This is a genomic window from Paenibacillus rhizoryzae (genome assembly GCF_059686995.1).
The window spans coordinates 172,831-190,847 of record NZ_JCAALT010000003.1 but is presented as its reverse complement, the minus strand read 5'-3'; the positions used below and the strand labels follow the sequence as shown (position 1 = coordinate 190,847).

General features: G+C 49.9%; 20 protein-coding genes. 5 read left to right on the top strand and 15 right to left on the bottom strand.

Annotation, left to right across the window (positions count from 1 at the left end; translation table 11 throughout):
• Positions 1-10 precede the first annotated feature (10 nt).
• The 3 genes from AC6ESO_RS09655 to mraZ form a co-directional block, all read right to left on the bottom strand.
• Positions 11-418, bottom strand: a complete 408-nt coding sequence (locus AC6ESO_RS09655; RefSeq protein WP_497091205.1) for a septum formation initiator family protein — start codon at positions 416-418, stop codon at positions 11-13.
• 67 nt (positions 419-485) lie between these two features.
• Positions 486-1,418, bottom strand: a complete 933-nt coding sequence (gene rsmH, locus AC6ESO_RS09650; protein WP_497091204.1) for a 16S rRNA (cytosine(1402)-N(4))-methyltransferase RsmH — start codon at positions 1,416-1,418, stop codon at positions 486-488.
• Between the two features lie 57 nt (positions 1,419-1,475).
• Positions 1,476-1,913 (bottom strand): division/cell wall cluster transcriptional repressor MraZ, encoded by a 438-nt coding sequence (mraZ, locus tag AC6ESO_RS09645; protein WP_494818755.1) that lies wholly within the window; start codon positions 1,911-1,913, stop codon positions 1,476-1,478.
• A gap of 222 nt (positions 1,914-2,135) precedes the next feature.
• Here mraZ and AC6ESO_RS09640 point away from each other — a divergent pair, with 222 nt between their 5' ends.
• Entirely contained in the window at positions 2,136-2,423 is a 288-nt protein-coding gene (locus AC6ESO_RS09640; protein WP_497091203.1) for a hypothetical protein, read from the top strand.
• A 30-nt stretch (positions 2,424-2,453) separates the two neighbouring features.
• Here the strand turns inward: AC6ESO_RS09640 and AC6ESO_RS09635 are convergent, their stop codons facing one another.
• The 6 genes from AC6ESO_RS09635 to AC6ESO_RS09610 form a co-directional block, all read right to left on the bottom strand.
• Entirely contained in the window at positions 2,454-3,551 is a 1,098-nt protein-coding gene (locus AC6ESO_RS09635) for a DUF4349 domain-containing protein (protein ID WP_497091202.1), read from the bottom strand.
• Between the two features lie 149 nt (positions 3,552-3,700).
• Positions 3,701-4,969, bottom strand: a complete 1,269-nt coding sequence (locus tag AC6ESO_RS09630; protein WP_494818752.1) for an adenosylhomocysteinase — start codon at positions 4,967-4,969, stop codon at positions 3,701-3,703.
• Between the two features lie 50 nt (positions 4,970-5,019).
• Entirely contained in the window at positions 5,020-6,648 is a 1,629-nt protein-coding gene (gene bshC / locus AC6ESO_RS09625) for a bacillithiol biosynthesis cysteine-adding enzyme BshC (protein WP_497091201.1), read from the bottom strand.
• A 156-nt stretch (positions 6,649-6,804) separates the two neighbouring features.
• Positions 6,805-7,200 carry a DUF3397 domain-containing protein gene (locus tag AC6ESO_RS09620; protein WP_497091200.1) on the bottom strand — a complete coding sequence of 132 codons (396 nt, stop codon included), beginning with the start codon at positions 7,198-7,200 and terminating at the stop codon, positions 6,805-6,807.
• Positions 7,201-7,226: 26 nt separating this feature from the next.
• On the bottom strand, positions 7,227-8,156 hold the full coding sequence (locus AC6ESO_RS09615) for a ketopantoate reductase family protein (RefSeq protein WP_497091619.1): 930 nt from the start codon (positions 8,154-8,156) through the stop codon (positions 7,227-7,229).
• 133 nt (positions 8,157-8,289) lie between these two features.
• Positions 8,290-8,937, bottom strand: a complete 648-nt coding sequence (locus AC6ESO_RS09610) for an RsfA family transcriptional regulator (RefSeq protein WP_494818749.1) — start codon at positions 8,935-8,937, stop codon at positions 8,290-8,292.
• A gap of 270 nt (positions 8,938-9,207) precedes the next feature.
• Between AC6ESO_RS09610 and AC6ESO_RS09605 the strand changes: the two genes are divergently transcribed.
• Entirely contained in the window at positions 9,208-9,444 is a 237-nt protein-coding gene (locus AC6ESO_RS09605) for a DUF2626 domain-containing protein (protein WP_090979850.1), read from the top strand.
• 92 nt (positions 9,445-9,536) lie between these two features.
• Here the strand turns inward: AC6ESO_RS09605 and AC6ESO_RS09600 are convergent, their stop codons facing one another.
• Complete coding sequence (locus AC6ESO_RS09600; protein WP_497091199.1) at positions 9,537-10,775, bottom strand: class I SAM-dependent methyltransferase; 1,239 nt, start codon at positions 10,773-10,775, stop codon at positions 9,537-9,539.
• A 112-nt stretch (positions 10,776-10,887) separates the two neighbouring features.
• Here AC6ESO_RS09600 and AC6ESO_RS09595 point away from each other — a divergent pair, with 112 nt between their 5' ends.
• A complete protein-coding gene (locus tag AC6ESO_RS09595) occupies positions 10,888-11,973 on the top strand; it encodes a coiled-coil domain-containing protein (protein WP_497091198.1) in 1,086 nt (361 codons plus the stop codon).
• On the opposite strand, the gene AC6ESO_RS09590 is transcribed toward AC6ESO_RS09595, so the two are convergent.
• Complete coding sequence (locus tag AC6ESO_RS09590; protein WP_497091197.1) at positions 11,944-13,302, bottom strand: ABC transporter substrate-binding protein; 1,359 nt, start codon at positions 13,300-13,302, stop codon at positions 11,944-11,946. The two genes, AC6ESO_RS09595 and AC6ESO_RS09590, sit on opposite strands and share 30 nt — an antisense overlap.
• Positions 13,303-13,623: 321 nt before the next feature.
• Here AC6ESO_RS09590 and AC6ESO_RS09585 point away from each other — a divergent pair, with 321 nt between their 5' ends.
• Positions 13,624-14,145 carry a hypothetical protein gene (locus AC6ESO_RS09585; RefSeq protein WP_497091196.1) on the top strand — a complete coding sequence of 174 codons (522 nt, stop codon included), beginning with the start codon at positions 13,624-13,626 and terminating at the stop codon, positions 14,143-14,145.
• Here AC6ESO_RS09585 and AC6ESO_RS09580 read toward each other — a convergent pair.
• Positions 14,142-15,473, bottom strand: coding sequence for a PhoH family protein (locus AC6ESO_RS09580; protein WP_494818744.1), 1,332 nt, complete (start codon positions 15,471-15,473; stop codon positions 14,142-14,144). The two genes, AC6ESO_RS09585 and AC6ESO_RS09580, sit on opposite strands and share 4 nt — an antisense overlap.
• 114 nt (positions 15,474-15,587) lie before the next feature.
• Between AC6ESO_RS09580 and AC6ESO_RS09575 the strand changes: the two genes are divergently transcribed.
• Entirely contained in the window at positions 15,588-16,133 is a 546-nt protein-coding gene (locus tag AC6ESO_RS09575; protein ID WP_497091195.1) for a YhcN/YlaJ family sporulation lipoprotein, read from the top strand.
• Positions 16,134-16,197: 64 nt separating this feature from the next.
• Here the strand turns inward: AC6ESO_RS09575 and AC6ESO_RS09570 are convergent, their stop codons facing one another.
• The 3 genes from AC6ESO_RS09570 to AC6ESO_RS09560 form a co-directional block, all read right to left on the bottom strand.
• Positions 16,198-16,650: a pyridoxamine 5'-phosphate oxidase family protein gene (locus tag AC6ESO_RS09570; protein WP_494818742.1), complete on the bottom strand. Its 453-nt coding sequence runs from the start codon at positions 16,648-16,650 to the stop codon at positions 16,198-16,200.
• Positions 16,651-16,725: 75 nt separating this feature from the next.
• The gene (locus AC6ESO_RS09565) at positions 16,726-17,730 is read right to left on the bottom strand and encodes an LCP family glycopolymer transferase (RefSeq protein WP_494818741.1); all 1,005 of its coding nucleotides are present in this window, start codon (positions 17,728-17,730) and stop codon (positions 16,726-16,728) included.
• Positions 17,731-17,744: 14 nt separating this feature from the next.
• Positions 17,745-18,017 carry a hypothetical protein gene (locus tag AC6ESO_RS09560; RefSeq protein WP_497091194.1) on the bottom strand — a complete coding sequence of 91 codons (273 nt, stop codon included), beginning with the start codon at positions 18,015-18,017 and terminating at the stop codon, positions 17,745-17,747.

Below are 18,017 nucleotides of genomic sequence, written 5' to 3'. Positions count from 1 at the left end.
AACTGTTCACCTATTCCTTACTGCTCGCGACAGTCGTTTCAGTAGCCGCATTTACTTTAATTAGGGAGGAGTCGTCTTCTGGATAAGTGTATCCGTACTTCTCTGCAAGATCCCTAATATTCTTCGGGTCGTTCGCTTTCTCGTATTCCGATTTCAAGAATGCTACCTGCTCGGTCAGCTGCGCATGCTGCTTTGTCAATTGCTTGATTTGAAGCTCCATCTGGTAGATTTGTGCATATCGGAAAATAACGACGCCGGCTACAATTACACAAACGAGAATCGTAAACATGTACAGCAGCTTCTCCTGCACCGGCAGCGACTTGCGTTTGATTACAACTTTTTTGGTTTCGCGGAACTGCGGCCGCGGCTCCGTCTTTCGTTTTGGCTGCAGCGCTAGATTCCCATTCACATATGCCATTGCGGTACCCTCTCCCCTTCTCTGTTACTACTACCTCATCATCTATGGTGTGTTGTCTTCTATGCGGTTACAATTTCTCGGCAACGCGAAGCTTCGCTGAACGTGATCTTGGGTTCTGTTCCAATTCCTCTTCGCTTGGCAGAATCGGCTTGCGATTCACAAGCTTCAGCTTGCCCCCTCCGCCGCAAACACACATCGGAAAGTCGGTTGGACAGGTGCATTTTTCAACAAATTTCGCAAACAACTGCTTGCAAATACGGTCTTCCAAGGAATGAAACGTAATGACTGAAGCTCTGCCTCCGGCATTCAATACGTCTATCGTCTGTTCAAGACCTTCCTCTTCAGCACCAAGCTCATCGTTAACCGCAATGCGCAGCGCTTGAAACGTACGTTTCGCAGGATGCGGGCCAGTCCGCCTTGCAGCGGCTGGTATGCCGGATTTAATAATTTCGACCAGCTCGCCGGTTGTTTCGACTCGCTTCTGCTCTCTGGCTGCGATGATCTTGCGGGCAATGGATCTGGCAAACCGCTCTTCACCGTAGTTCGTAATAATACGGGAGATTTCTCGTTCATCCCATGTATTGACAATATCATCTGCTGTCAGCATACCGTCTTGATCCATCCGCATATCGAGCGGCGCATCGTGATTGTAGCTAAAGCCGCGTTCGCCTTCATCAAGCTGCGGACTGGAAACGCCAAGATCGAATAATACGCCGTCTACGCCGGAAATGCCTAAATCCTTCAGAACATGCGCTAAATATCGAAAGTTACTTTTCACCAATGTGACGCGGTCCATGTAAGCGGACAGTCTGACACGCGCGTTGTCGAGTGCCCAGTCGTCCTGATCCAATGCAATAAGTCTTCCTTGGGGTCCAAGCCTTGATGCGATAAGCTCGCTGTGGCCGGCTCCTCCGAGTGTACAATCGACGTAGATGCCGTCCGGTTTAATGGCAAGTCCATCTACTGCTTCTTCTTTCAATACCGTGATGTGTTGAAACATGCTGTAATCCTCCCTGCTCTAAACCCCTCGCACCACCTAAATGATTCGGCAAGCGAGCTAAAAATTAAAATCAAAATCAACAAGCTTCTCTGCAATATCATTGAAGGTCTCTTCGGATTGCTTGAAATAGCTCTCCCAGATCGGTTTGCTCCAGATCTCTACACGGTTCGAAACGCCCAGCACAATACAGTCCTTGTCCAGCTTGGCATATTCGCACAGCGTATTCGGTAAGTTTACCCTTCCCTGTTTATCGAGCTCGCATTCCGTTGCCCCGGAGAAGAAAAAACGGGAGAACGCACGTGCATCTGACTTCATCATGGGCAGCGATTTCAGCTTCTGTTCGAGCAAGCTCCACTCGCTCTGCGGATAAACAAACAAACAGTTATCAAGTCCTCGAGTGACAACAAAGTGGTCGCCAAGTTGTTCGCGGAATTTAGCCGGGATAATGATGCGGCCTTTCTCGTCAATGCTATGTTGATATTCGCCCATAAACATTGAACCGCTCCACCCCTTCCCCCGAATCCTCCACTTAACCCCACTTTCTACCACTTAGGTTGAACTATTCGCCACCGCCACTTGAAATCCTGCTCCTTAAGCAGGATTTAATAAAATAATTTATGGGATTAACCTTGTTACGATTTTGAAACTTTTTAGTGCTTTGGATCGTGTACACTAGAAAAGAAATGCTGGATGAATCATACATAAGGGGGCCTGCCTATGACCGGCACTTCCGCCTTGACCTATAAAATCAACCTTCTTCGCAAGGTCGAGCTGCTTTGTTATCAAGTATCACACTATTTACTCCGCAGTGAGGAAGAAGCTGCAGCTGCCAGCGAGGAAGCACTGACTGCTCTATTCCGCAATCCAACCTTCTTGGAAGCTTCCGAGGAGGAACGCTCTGCGATCGCCAGGAAAACCGCCATAACTTTTGCTCTCCAGCGTGCTGCCGGCAGCAGCCAGACACGGCAAAAAGAGCTGACACCACACGTCGCCGGGGACATGTGATGCAGCTCTTCGGTTTGCCTATTGGATCTTCTAAGCTTCTGAATCTTCTTTAACTGGTTCCGGAGCCTCAGGCACCGGGATATTTTTCGTGCTCGCCGCCGGATGTGAATTACGTTTACGCCGGTTGCTTCGGTATGCCATATAAGCAGGAATACCTACGATTGCCACCAAAGCCAGAACCGGTAATGCACCGGCAATGAAGATAAATACGCCTTGAATGAACGCGTATACCACATTCGTGCTGCCGGACATAGCATCCGAAATTCGATTCAGAAACCCTGGATTCTCTTCTTCTTTGGTCGTAACAGGCTCCAGCACTTGATACATCCTAAGATCAATGGTGGAGTATTCCACATTTTTGTCCAAATAGCGAATACGTCCTTTAATCCGCTCGATCTCGGTTTGCACTTCACCGAGCTGGTTCGAAATTTGCAGCAGATCCGTCGTCTTCGTCGCTTTCTCCATGAAAGCTGTCAATCTAGCCTCTACCACTTGACGAGCCTTCAGCCTTGCCTCCATATCGACGTATTCTTCCGTCACATCAGTCCCTTGCGCGCTGCTCTCGAAGCCTTCGTGTTTGATCTTCTCCAGCTCGCTGATGAAGGTATCAAAGCCGGCAGCCGGCACTTTAATCGTGTAGGTACCGCCAAGCTCGGAGGTAGTTTTCTTATCCGAGAAGGAGAGCAGATAGCCGCCAGACAAATGAATCAAATTCCTTAGAGAGGTTTGAGCCTTGCCATAGTCTTCAACCTCCATGTTCACAGACGCTTTATAAATGATTTTGCGTGTGAAGCTGGATTCGCCATCCGGAATGTTGCTGCTGGCATCACTCAGTCCGGCTGCAGGCGCCTCCTCACTGCTGGCTGTGTCCGTAGTACTCGCATTCGAAGAAGAATTGCTCGTGGCTACGTCCCCGTCTGCCATCGGCGGCGCTGCCATCTCCGTGTTCATCGCGGCGCTGTTTGTGGTTGCACTACTGCCTGCGTACCCGTCGCTCTTCGCATCGTTTGAATTACTGTTGCCCGCAGAACAACCTGCCAGCATCCATACCATGACCACAATGCTAACCAGCAATAACCATCGGACGCTTCTCTTTTTTGTTGCGCCTACGCCATGAAGCATGCTCATGATACAACCCCCGCTTTTCTTTAATATGGTCGACCTACCTATCAAACGTTGGCAGAAAGGTAGATGTTGCATATTGTGGGAGAAAAAAGACGCATGAACCGGTTCCATAAGGAACACGAGTTCACGCGTCTTGTATTTACTACGTTGTATTAATGCTCTTGCCAGCTGTCGAGATAAGCTTTCTGTTCATCGGAGAGTTTATCGATGCCCGTTCCGATTGCTTCAAGCTTGTAACGAGCTACTTGCTCATCCAGCGCGTAAGGCACGTTTACAACTTTCTTGCCGATGCTGTTATAGTTGTCGTTCACATATTTAAGCGACATCGCTTGCAGAGCGAACGTCATATCCATAATTTCGGCTGGGTGGCCATCGCCTGCAGCGAGGTTGACCAAGCGGCCTTCAGCCAGCAAGTAAATGCTGCGGCCATCTTTCAATTGGTACTCTTCAATGTTGCGGCGCACTACACGCTTACCGTTGGAAAGTGCCTCTAGCTCAGGTTTGTTCACTTCAACATCAAAGTGGCCTGCGTTGGACAGGAGCGCACCATTCTTCATGACTTCATAATGCTCGCCGCGAATGACATCTTTGTTACCCGTTACCGTAACGAAGAAATCCCCAAGCTTCGCAGCTTCAATCATCGGAAGGACAGTGAATCCGTCCATGTACGCCTCAACGGCGCGAATCGCATCGATCTCTGTTACGATAACTTGCGCGCCAAGACCTTTCGCACGCATCGCTACCCCTTTACCGCACCAGCCATAACCAGCAACAACAACTGTTTTGCCTGCTACGACAAGGTTAGTCGTCCGGTTAATACCGTCAAATACCGATTGGCCTGTGCCGTAACGGTTATCGAACAAATATTTACAGAACGCGTCATTAACGGCAACCATCGGGAAGTTGAGCGAACCATCCTTCTCCATCGCTTTCAGACGCAGGATACCTGTCGTCGTTTCTTCTGCGCCGCCGCGAATATTCTCCATAAGGTCAGGGCGTTCCGCGTGGAGGATCGAAACGAAATCGCCGCCGTCGTCAATAATGAGGTCAGGCTTCGTTTCAAGTGCTTTGATAAGCAATGACTTGTATTCAGCAGGCTCCGGATTGTATTTGGCAAATACAGTGATGCCGTCTTCAACGAGCGCCGCACATACATCATCTTGCGTGGACAGCGGGTTGCTGCCCGTAATCGTTACTTCTGCACCGCCTGCTTGAACAACTTTAGCCAAGTAGGCTGTTTTGGCTTCCAAGTGGAGGGAGATCGCAACCTTCAATCCTTTGAACGGCTGCTCCTTCTCGAATTGCTCACGAATACGGTTAAGTACCGGCATATGGGCTGCAACCCAATCAATTTTCAAATGTCCTTCCGGCGCAAGCGCCATATCACGCACGATACTGTTTTGCTTCGCATTAACGGTCATTGTTCTTCAGCACCCTCTCTTCTTCTACATGCTCGTTGTTGATCCTTGCCTTAAATCGAAATCAAATGATGGCCGTTCCGCTGATCATAGGGGATCTCCAGCAGTTTGTCGATCCACGATCTTCCATACTGATTATAGAATTCCATCGCATTCAGTACACGTTCCTGAGGCTTGCCCTCCGGCCACAATGAAAGGGCAATCCAGTCCAATTGACGAAGTGCGGCTCCGAACTTTTTGGCATGCGCATCCATTGTCCGCTTCTGAAGATACGAGATTTGATCCTTGATTCGAAGCAGATTCTGATCCGTCAATTCTCCCAAACCATTCTCAACCGAAACGGTTAAAGCCTTTATGGGCTCATATAGGGCTTCAATACCTGCTAGGGCAGCGGCAAAACCGCCTTCAATGCCGGTTTCATCCCGCTCCTTAAGCCATGCTTCTCTGCATGTCTTAAATCGGTAAGCCACTTCCTCGAAAGACAATCCATACTTGGACATATACTTGGACGTTTTGTCCTCGATCAGCGAGAAGGACATCCGCGGCACAACAATCGGCATCTCCATGCCTAAAACCTTGAACGCCTCACCGGTTAGCGACCAATATGCGATCTCGCCTGGACCGAGAACAACAGCCAGAACAGGCAGCACATAGTCCTGCATGATCGGCCTCGTCAGTACATTGTTGCTGAACCGCTGCGGATCGCCGTCTGCCCATGCCTGCAACTCCTCGATGGACCATGATTTCGATCCTTTCCGATTCCGAAACCGGCCATCATGCTTGTGTAGCAATATCCGTTCTTCCTCGTCAAAGAGAAACAGGTTCGCACTCCCCTGCGTAACATCCGCGGAAGGCGAGAATCCGAGCTCCTGCAGCTGGCTTGCACTGCGGAAGTAAGCCGACTCCAGCTCATCGTTGCGTGCCAGCATTTGTCCGAACATCGGCGCTTCCAGCTTCCGAACGCCGATATCATCCGCATCAAGCAGAATTAGGCCTTGGCTGCCGAACAGCCAACCAAGCAAATAAGCGAACAAATCGGACAAGGTCTCGGATTGTTTCGCGAATAGGCTCAGTTTCTCTAGGAGCTCCGGCTTAAAGGATGCGTCCGGCAATGCCGCGCTAAGCAGTTGAACTGCTTCCGTGAACGTTTCCTGTGCGATCTTCGTCCTGCTGACGGCGGTGCGGGCACCTCTGGGTCTCTGGACAGCCAATCGGGTCAACGCCGCTTCTCCTCGCACATAGGCGTGATTAACTTCATCGAAGTCATGGTCCTCACCGGCAATCCAGAACACCGGCACAACAACCGAACCCAGCCGAGCCGATGCTTCCTTCGCAGCTGAAATCGCCGTAACCGCTTTATGGATGACGAGCAGCGGGCCTGTCCACAGCCCAGCTTGCTGACCGGTCACAACGACCGGCGCTCCCGAGCGGATTGCTTCGATATTCGCCATAACCGCAGCGTTGCTGTTATAACGCGTATTGTACGTTTGGAGCGTATCGCCAAGAAGCTGGGCCTCTGTGCGCTTATCCGCATTCTCAGAAAGCCAGTTCATCCTGCGTTTCCAGTGCATATTTTCTGCCGCGTGGCTGCCGAACAGCGCCTCTACGCCGGGGTGGCTTCGATGTATATAAGCTTCGGTGACAGGCTGTCCGAAAGGCAGCTGAACCGTATCGATTTTCATGGACAGTCTCTACCTTTCTTCCTTGTAAGTAACACCTCTAGGATAAGTGCAGTTTTTCTCATTCATTGTACACAACGTAAAGCGCACCGTCAAAAAAAAACCACCCTCCGTGAATGGAGAGTGATCCTCGAATCTATATTGATCTATGAACAACGATTACACGTTAAAAAAACTCTTCCCGATGCCGATACACATCAGTATGACGTAACATAGACTCATTAGAAAGAAGCCGAGCCGCCAGATTGCGCGCATAATGCGGCGCATGTTGATATTGCCTTTCAACCGATATTGCACGTTGCCGAGCAAACCGCCGCCAAGGAGCAGAAGAAGTAAGATTCCGTATATTCCAAAGGAACTATGAAAAATTTTATTAAACAATACGGCCACACAGCCAATTAATAGCGCGGTAGTGACATCCATAGCGGTGCTGAACGCTCTCTTCTTATCGCCGGTGAAAGCTCCATAACCAAAATAAACGAGTAGAAACGGTATGATCGGAAGAACAGCTAGAAAAGCGTAGACGTTCTTGATGCTTTCCCAAATCCACTGCATCCTCGGTTCGCCCCTCTCTACGGTCATTAGTTCGTTTGGAGTGTTTTAATAAGCGTCAGTACGGCTTCATTCATCGGAGCAGGAGCTTGAATGGTTCTTGCAAGCGACACGATGCCGCCGTTGATCCAATCGATCTCCGTTGAACGTCCTGCCAGTACATCTCGCAGCATGGAAGATTGATTCCCTGCGGTAGCTTCACAAATATGAAGCAGCTGATCCCAGCTATGCGCATCCTTCACCATTCCGGATCGAACGAGAATGTACTCGCTCTCTTCATGCAAAGCCTTCATCCAGCGCAACCGGCTTGGATCGGACGGGAGCTCCCCATTCCGGACACCGAATATGCCGGTTAGCGGATTGATGACGGCATTGATCAGTAATTTCCTGTAAACAACAGTCTCCATCTCATTCGACAGTTTGCCTTCAATTCCTGCCCCATTCAGCGCTTTTAACAACATTTTTTGAGGTTTGCTCGCTTTTTCTTCGTTTTTCAGCCAACTGCCGAAGGTTATCGTCCCGCTTCCTGTATGGTGAACGGAATGTTCGTCGATTCGCATTGCGCCTTCTGTCGTAATAGCAGCATTCATCTGCTCCTCGGGACATACCGTGCGCAGCAAATCCAGATGCCCTATCCCATTCTGAAGCGCCAGGATCGAACAACCGTGGGCAGCCAAACGCCCCACCTGCTGCAGCAACCGCGCATCCAAATGCACTTGCTTGACGGTGAGCCAGATCCAATCCTCTTGACGTAGTCCATCTGGAACATAGGTATCGATCGTCGAAGCCTGTACACTCACCTGACACTCCATGCCATCCCGTTTGGTCAACCGGATACCTTCCTCACGCAGCCGCTTCGCCTGCTCTTCCGAGCGAGTCAGAAGGATAACCTCCGTTCCGGCTTCCGCCAGCCTTGCCCCATATAAAAGTCCGAGCGCTCCCGCTCCCACGATGATCATTCTCACTGCTTTGCCTCATTTCTTCTTCCGCCTGATTAAACTTATCGTAACAGAAGCAAACTAAAAAATCCCGCCGCACCCATAGCAGGTTCGGAGAGATTTTGGAGAGCGGCCCTTCAGTCAAACAAGCCGGCTATTCGATTCGTTCCAAGTTACCGTTCGCATCCATTTTGAAGCGAGGTTTTGCCTCATCTTCTTCTGTCAGCACGGTCAAGCGGCGTGCACGGTCCATAATTTGAATGAGCGTTTTGTAGTCGTCATTGACCGCACGATAATCCGTTTGGGCATTGTTGACTTCAAGCGATAATCTTTCATTCAGCTCGCGTAAGGTGAACAATTCTTCATCTTTCTCGCGCAGATCGCGTTCAAGCGTCTTGATCTGGCGATTAAGCTCTTGATAAGTACCTTTCCATTGCCGCAGAAATCGGATAACGGTATCAATTGATAGCGATTCTTCCGTCAACGGATCGTTCTTGTACGTACGTTCTTCTGTGTCGAGCATGCTGATCGCGGATACATGAGGTGTTGCAACGTACGTTTGTTTTTTCATATAGTTCCGCTTCTGGCGCTGCTGCTTCGCAATTTGTATCGCATCTTCATAGCGTTTGCGGACACAACTGTTCCAGCGGAATCCGCATGCGGCCGATGTCCGGCCGATCCGCTCTCCTACTTCCTCAAAAGCGGCCAACTGCGTGCTTCCCTCGCGGATATGCCGCAGCGTCACTTCGGCTAGGATGAGATCGTCATCCGGGCTCCAGGCATCTTGTCTGACTGCTGTCATGCAACCAAAACCTCCTAACATTAGGCGCTTACTTTATCTCTATGCCCTTGGTAGAGTTCATAGAATCTATCGGATACTAATTTGTATATCCATTTTTTTGACGGCTCATACATGTTTTTTCGTAATTTGAAGCAAACTTGTATCAGAGCGTGAAAAGGAGGCAAAAAGTTTGCCAATTCGTCACGAGTGAAACAGTTTACACATGTTACCTGAAACGTTATAATGGGCAATAGTAATCGGGTCGAGACTGACGAGAAGGGGGATGAAATCATGGCACGCATGTTCCGAGTGCTCGGTTTCTGGACGCTTGTAATCGCGCTTATGGCGTTTGCAGGACATATGACCGAGATGGCACTCTTGTTCTTTATTCAAACCGTCGTGTTTGTCCTGTTAGGCTATTTGAACTTTTCCGAAAGAACCTATATGTTGATGTTCTGGGGATACATGTTTATCTCGTTCGTCAGCTTCACGTATTGGACCGTATTTGTAATGGGGAACCCATTCTAATAACGGACCTTCTGACATACACAAATAGCCAAAAGGCTGCTCCGAGAAGATGGGATACCATCTCCGGAACAGCCTTTTTTCGTTTCGCCGCACTATTCGCCTTTGAGCAGCACCATCACTTTAAACGACTCGCTCATATTATCGCTCAGCAGCAGCTGGCGGATGGAACGATTGCGTCTTGCTGCTTCACCGAACGGATTCGTCCCATCATGTGCGACAAGGTCCTGCAGCAAGCCTTGATCGAGGAGAAATTGCTTCTGCGTATCATAATACTGCACTTGCCAGCCCGACTGTTCGGCTGCGTGTCTGCAAGCCGTGAAATTGACGTGCGAGGTGATGTCCTGTTCTCCGGGAGCGCTGAAGGGCCGGTCATGCGCCACATGATCCTTATAGCACAGCAGCGTTCCTTGCATTCGATGCGATGCCGTTAATTCTTGCGCTTCGTGACCGTAGTCCACGAGAAGGAGTGCCCCATGTTTTATCATGCCGCTAAGTTCTGTAATCCACCGCTCGGCAGCGAGGTTTACCTCGGTAATCTGCCCTTCCCGCAAGGCGATTCCATCCCGTTTCAGTACTTCTGCAATCCGTTCATCAGTTAAAGGTGTGTAGACATAGCGAAATGCTTCTCCATCTTCGTTGTCGTTCCTAGCTGCAACGCCAAGCTCCCAGAGCTGACCATCCTTTAAGACGACTCGATGTACCGGAAATGCATCCAGCAGCTCATTGGCAATCATGATCGAATAAGTCGCCGGCGACGAAGAAGACGATGAGGTCCCCCTGTCGTTTGCATCCAGCAATGCTTTATTCGCTTCTTCCGGCGTCATGTAACGCAACTGCGGCCGCGGCGATTCTGAACGATCCAGGTCCGCTGCTGCTTGCTCCAGCCTCGAATGTGCCTCCTGTAGATGCACAGGATTGCTGTCCACAATAACGTGCTCCGCTTGAGAGAGCCACGAATGCCCTGAAGTGGACCATGCTGCAATCATTTGCTGGGAGAGCAGCCCGGTACCTGCCCCCCATTCCATTATCCTAACAGGCGCTGACTCCCCACGGTCTCCGATTAACGAGGCTGCACAGCTTGCCAGCTTCTCTCCCATTATGGAGCCGATCGCAGAGCTCGTATAAAAGTCGCCTTTCTTGCCCACTCGTATTTTCCCCGAGCGATAATAGCCTTCCTTCTCGTCATATAAACACAGGGCCATATAATCATGGAACGAGATACAGCTGACTTCGGCAGTCTCTTGGGCGCGTACAGAATCCCGTCCCTTCAGCTCGCTCCGTGCGATTTGCTCCCCAATTAACAAGGGCAACCGCCCGCCGTTTCTGCTCATGCAATCCCCCTCCAAATCAAGGACAAAATTAGTGCTTACAGATATAATAGAATTGGTACATGCATATAGTAGTGCATGCAATGTGTGAAGATGAAAGAAAGGGGAGCCCTTCGTGAAAGGAACGATACGCCGCCGGATTGCGGCGTTCGCCGTTTGCGCGCTCGCAGTGTGGCTAACTATTTTCCCCGTATTTGCCGACCCTGCAACCCCGAAGGATGAAGAGGTCCGAGCGATACTGGAGAAAAGCCTCTCCGTCGTTGAAATTGACAAAGAAATTGCACGCGTGAAAGAACAGCAGCAGTCGATCCTTGCGCAGCTGGATGATTCCAAATTAAAGCTGGCAAGCCAAGAACAAACGATCGAGAAGAAACGCGAAGAGGCAGGGAAAGTGCTTCGCGCCTACTACACCGGTGAACGGGATATTTTCCTGACGGCGCTTGTGTCTTCGCACAATTTATCAGAACTGCTGCAGCTGCTTGATTTTTTCGACCTTATCTTTACTAATGACAAGCTTACGCTCAACTCGTACGTGAAGCAATATCGAGAACTGAAGAAAAGCATCAGCAAGCTCGATACGCAGTCGGAACAACTTACAGAAGTCGAAGAACGTCTCACTACGCAGCGAAACCGAGTTATGGCACTTCAGCAAGATGTCGACTCCTCGTTAAGCGGCCGATCCGATGCAGACAAACTCAAGCTGCTCATTAATGAATTTACGGACTACTGGCAGAATGTCGGATTGTTAGAGGTAAAACGGTACTTCAGTGCGCTGTCCAAAGCGATGAAGAAAATGCCGGCTTGGGTGCAAAACAATAAAGACATGCTTGAAATTGACGGCTTCAATTACTCCCTCTCTATCCCGGACGATAAACTTAATGCTTTCCTGCGAGAGCAAAACGAGCTGTTCGACAATTTCTCCTTCGTCTTCAAATCGGACAAAGTCATCGTAACCGGCAAACGCGACAACATGGAAGTGCAATTAACAGGTCATTATTCCTTGGAGAAGGACGGCTCCATCTTATTTCATGTCGATTCGCTTATTTTTAACGGCTTGGAGCTGCCGGACACGACAAGAGCAGCACTCGAGAAAGAATTCGATCTCGGCTTCTATCCTTCCAAAATCGTATCCTTCCTCAAAACCAAATCGGTCTCCGTAGAAGATGGCAAGCTATTGATTAAGCTTACCATCAGTCTTTGATGGCTCCTCAGGCGGTGCTTCGGCACCGCCTTTTGGTTGTTCCGGCTCCTCGTTCCATAGGGATATAAATTTACTAGCCAACTCTGGTGCGAGTTCGGTCTTGTTCCCGCCAAGTATGACAAGCAGCTTCGACCAGCGTTCCCATCTTTCCCTCCAGGAAGGATCAGGCGTTACGGATGCCCGGCTCAGCATACTGACAAGGTAGTGCGGCGGCCTTTGATCGATATCGTTATATTCAAATTCATTTGTCATTCCCGAAATACGCGAAGGCAACCGCCCAAGCGATTGATAGTGATCCAACTGCGCTTCTGTGGAGGTCATTTCCGTAATGTACGCACTGGCTTCGCTCACCCGTTCTGTTTCTGCCAGCATGACAAAACTTCTTCCATTCGTGCGGACAACAGAGCTTATCGATGTGCCAACCGACAGCAGCTCTCTCTCCTCATCCGTTAAGGATTTGAAGAGCGTCCACGGCATGATCGCAGACATCAGCGTTCCGGCACCAAATGCTCCGAGCAGCTGATTCTTCTGCTGAACAGGTGCTAGCCTGTACAACTTTGCAGCATATTCGGCGGCAAAATAAAGCTGTTCCTTCTGCGTGATGGTGAATGGAGACAGATTGGCAGCCGCCTCGCTGTTCTCCCTAAACATCCCCATCCAAGCAGCCATTTCCTTCGCGTCAGCCGTGTTGAGGTTAAACGGACTGAGCTGTGGGTTCGTTGCAACTAAGGTCGTGACAGCAGCCTTAAATGCTTCGAGATCTTTAGGCGGGGCAATCAGGCCGGCAGCCTTCAGCAGATTTTTCTGCCAAACTACAAGCAATGGATTACAGTCAAGAGGAACACCCCACAGCGAGCCATTCCACTTCACAATACTTGTTAGCGCTTCCATTTGATCGGCAGCCGTATCTCCGGAAACAATATCGTCGACGGGGAGCAGAAACCCTTGTACGGCAAATTCTCGTACGCGATCATTGTCTAACAGCATCAGATCGAAAGGTTCGCCTTTCTCCGATGCTTTCTTCCTTGCCTCATCAGCATCTTCGTTATGTATATTCGTCATTTGAATGCTGATTCGAGGATGGGATAACTCAAAGTGCTCATTCTCGCCTTGCCAATATTGGTATTCAGCCTCGTCCATCGAGACTGCAATTGAAATCGTCTTCCGATCCTGCTCATCCCCATCTACGACCTGAGGTTTGTCAGTCGATAATTGATCGTCATCTGAGTGAGTGACCGGCGATCCCGGCTTACCGAACATGGGAACAAGCAGCGCAGCACAAATCGTAAATACGCACAGCAGCAGCATGACATATTTTCTGCGTGACACCGTGTCCCTCCTCTAATAGGGAGTTTGTCGGAGACAAACTCTCACTTCTAACGCTAATAGGGAGTTTGTCGGAGACAAACTCTCACTTCTAACGCTAATAGGGAGTTTGTCGGAGACAAACTCTCACCTCTAACGCTAATAGGGAGTTTGTCGGAGACAAACTCTCACCTCTAACGCTAAATTTTAGCTAATCTTTATTTTAGCAAGAAAGCGCTTTTTTGTCGCCTGTCAATTGCAGCTGGTCCACGGAATTTCAAATTGATTCGCGCTGCAGAATCCGTCATACTTGGTGAAAACTCCCCTTGCAAGGAGGTAGAGACCATGCAGCCGATTTATAGCGTTGACATGCAATTACCGAAAGGTATGCTGCCGGAACACTTTGTGCAAATGCTGCAAGAATTGGCCGAATCGCCGTTTACCTTGCTGGATCGCGATGACACGCTGCTTCTCGTCAACAGCCTAGCAGACGCGGATGCTATTGAAGCGTTTGCCGCCACGCGATTTAAAGTAAGCTGCGAGCATGGACAATGGGCCCAGCTTGATGAGACATGGTCGCTTAATGGCCGCACCTTTACGGATTATGGGCTCATTACGGAATCAAATAATCGTTATCTCAACTTGGAGCTCGCATCGATTGTTTGCTTGATCCCGGGCACGGCGCCAGATGCTGAGCCTGCTTCAGCCGCAGAACAAGCGGACGAGCATGCCCTTGCCCACCTGATGCAAAATGACGGCCGCCGGCTGCTCGCCATTGACCGTCATCAGGTTGCACTTATTGAGGGGATTGCACGCGCCTACCGCTGCTGCTCAACAACTGTGCTGGAAGCATCGGAATCCGATTAGAGCAGATCCGCAGCTAGTTGGGCGAGTCTCGAACGCTCGCCTTTCTCCAGCGTCATATGGCCGCTGACGCTTTCTTGCTTAAAGCGCTCCACGATATGCGTAAGGCCATTGCTAATGGAGTCCAGATAAGGATGGTCGATCTGCTCCGGATCGCCCATCAGGACGATCTTGCTCCCTTCTCCGACACGCGATACAATGGTCTTCACCTCATGCCGAGTCAAGTTTTGCGCTTCATCGATGATAATGAATTGCCCCGGTATCGAACGCCCCCGAATATAGGTGAGCGCCTCTACTTGAATGCTGCCGAGTCCCATTAATATTTTATCAATATCGCCCGACTTCTTCGTATCAAACAAATATTCCAAATTATCATAAATCGGCTGCATCCACGGACGCAGCTTCTCATCCTTCTCACCCGGTAAATACCCGATATCCTTCCCCATTGGAACGACCGGCCTTGCGATCAGCAGCTTCTTGTATTTGTGCTCATCCTCCACCTTCATCAGACCTGCAGCAAGCGCCAGCAGCGTCTTGCCTGTGCCGGCTTTACCGGTCAGCGTCACGAGCGGTATGTCGTCGCTAAGCAGCAGCTCCAGTGCCATGCGCTGCTGCGCATTGCGGGCGGTAATCCCCCACACCGGATCATTGCTCAGATACAGCGGCTCCAGCCTCGCTCCGTCTTGGCTCACTTTGAGCAGTGCGGATTTAGATGTCCCCATTTCATCCCGCAGGATGACAAATTCATTCGGGTGCAGCCGAGTATTCAGCAGCAAGTTCTTGATCGTAAGAAAACGGTACGTATAAAATTCATCAATGACCGAAGGATGCACTTTAAGGGTTAAATAACCCGCATACACATCCGATGGCGCTACCACCTGATCGGATAAATAATCTTGAGCTTCAAGCCCCAGCACATCCGCTTTAATGCGGACGAGTACATCTTTACTGACGATAATGACAGGACGCGGGTCCCCTTTGTCCTGCTCTTCGAGATGATAATTGAGCGCTACCGCAAGGATTCGATTGTCGTTAGACATTTCGCCGAACATTTCCTGTACACGCATAAAGCTGCGATGATTCAGTTCTACCTTGAGAACGCCCCCGTTATCAAGTTCAATTCCTTCATGCAGCCGGCCCGTCAGCCGCATTTGGTCGAGCAGCCGGGAAACATGCCGCGCATTGCGGCCAAGCTCATCGGCCAATCTTTTCTTTGAATCAATTTCTTCCAACACCACCGCGGGAATAATGACCTCATTGTCATCAAAAGCGAAGATCGCTTGCGGATCATGTAAGAGTACATTGGTGTCGAGCACGAATATCTTTTTCATCGTGAGCCCTCCTGGCGTTGGAATTTCGTTCAAAGGCGTACATAGCGCGGCCTTCATCTAGGCAAACTATGCTTGAACAAACTTTGCAGACTCTAGAAAGGTCAGGTGGCGAATATGAGAAAGTGGCTGGTGCCCGCTATGATCCTTTGCTTGCTGGCAACAGGCTGTAATACTGTCGCCCGCAATGAGACATCACCCTCTCCACAAAATGATAATCGCGTTCGCGCACAGCAGAGCGCTCCGCAGAAGAAGCAAATCAGCAGCCCTAAACAAGTCGCAGCTCATCTTGAGGATCTGGCGCGGCATGTACCCGGCGTGAAGGCCGCTCACTGTGTCGTGTTTAAAAATACAGCGATCGTTGGCATCGATGTGGCAGGAAATTTGGAACGATCCCGAGTTGGCACGATTAAATATGCGGTCGCGGAAGCATTCCGTAAAGATCCCTATGGTATTGACGCCATCGTAACGGCCGATATCGACATTGGGACTCGGCTGAAAGAAGTACAGGCCGACATGAAGCGCGGCAGACCCATTGCCGGATTTGCCGAAGAGATGGCCGACATCATAGGGCGGATCGTCCCTCAAGTGCCGAGAGATATCCAACCGGAGCAACCGGATCACGCTAAGACTGATAAGCAAAAAATGAGTCAAAAGCTTTAGACTTACGAAGACACCGGCACCGTGAGAGTCGGTATAAGAACACAAAAAGCCTAGTGATTCCTCACTAGGCTTTCTTCATGGCAGCAAACACCTGTCCATCCAGTTTGTCTGCGGCTCTTCTGTCGTAAGTTTTCTCATATTCAGGTCTTGCGGACAAGCGTGCGCCGTAAAACATCGCATCGCGAACCGAAGCAATGTCGATATCGAAGCATACCAGTTTGAATGGCACGTCCTCAAGCGCTTCAGTTACAAGCCGTGCCGTGCCGTAGATCGTTTGAACAGTACCCGGCGCAAACACAGTAACGCTTACATCCACTTTCGAAGTCATATTCACCGTTAGGCGCGAACGGCCGTCAATGGCGAAACGCAGTGTGGAGCGGTTGACCGCATAAACCCACGATATTACGCTTGAAGTCGGAGTTCCGCTGTCTGCATCAATCGTGTGCAACAGTACAAACGGTTCTTTCTCCAGGCCACTTAGCAGCTCGTCAGTAAGTACGGTGACAAGTTCAGTCATCCGCAGTCCTCCTTGCCTATTGTGTCAGTGCTTCGATGGTTTTATTATAACATAGCATACGTCGTACTACCACATTCATTCCGCCAATTTGGACGCCAGTGCCGATTTCGCTTCTTGAAGTTTGGCTTCATCCAGGCGAACATATGGCGAGTGCCACTCTCCTACGAGCGGGATGAAGGTGATATCGCTTTTGCTGATCCCGAAGTAAGTTTTCATCATATTTTCCACTTCGTTACTCGGAATATCCATGCGCATATTGTTGCCTACTGCCTTAATAACGTTAGCTATCTTAGGCACGCTGGAGAAGGATTTAAGCTTATCCGCGATTTCGCCGAGCACCTGGCTTTCACGACGATTGCGGTCAAAGTCGCTGGACATGTTCGTACCGTCGTTGGATTTGCGGTAACGGACGAAATCAAGCGCATCATCCCCCTTCAGGTTCTGAGGGCCTTTCTTCAGATCGATGTTCGTTCCGTCAGCCGTGTCGACATAACGCATGTCCATGTCCACATCTACATCGACGCCGCCAAGCGCGTCTACGACATCAACGAAGCCTTGAAAGTTGATCGTTGCCGTATAGTCGATCGGAATATCGAAATATTTGCTGAACATTTTACGCAAATCCTGCTTCGCTTGCCGCTCCGCGTCTTTGCCCTTCAATCCGTCGCTTCTTGCACCTGCGAGGAATCTCGAATAGTACGCATTTGCTTTACGGCTATTGTAACCGGACAGCTCAATTTTGGAATCTCGCGGAATGGACACGACAACTGCTGACTTCGTATTCGGATTAAACGTCGCAATCATCATAACATCGGTATTTAAACTGCCGGTTTCCTTCCGTGTATCTACGCCAAGCAGCATAATCGTTACCGGTTTCACTTTAACCGACTGATTCGCCGAGACCGTAACCGTCGGATCGGCATCCGTCGTGATTTCACCCAGCACGTCCTTCGAAACCTTATACAAATAGCCAAGATATCCCGCAACACCAATCAATAAGGCCAGAAACAGAACCATCATCCGGCGCAGCCAATATCTCTTCTTGCCCTTACGTGGAGGCAAATCGGATTCCCTAGTCATGACTTCCACCTTCGTCAGTTATATTTCGGATTCTCGTTAATATCTTGAAGGAGCTGCTCACCGGATTCGCGGGGAAACATTTGCAGCTTGCTCTTGCCTTCCTTGTCATACCTCAAATGGATCATCGTGTCATCTACCGTATGTATGTGCAGATTCGATATGCCGTGATCCTCCGTTAGAATCTCAAGGAAGAAATCCCGGGTGTCTACTGCAGCACGATCTTCCGGTCTTGCATCTGCTACCAGCTGAATTTGAAGCCAATTGAACAAGGCATCCTCAAACCGCAA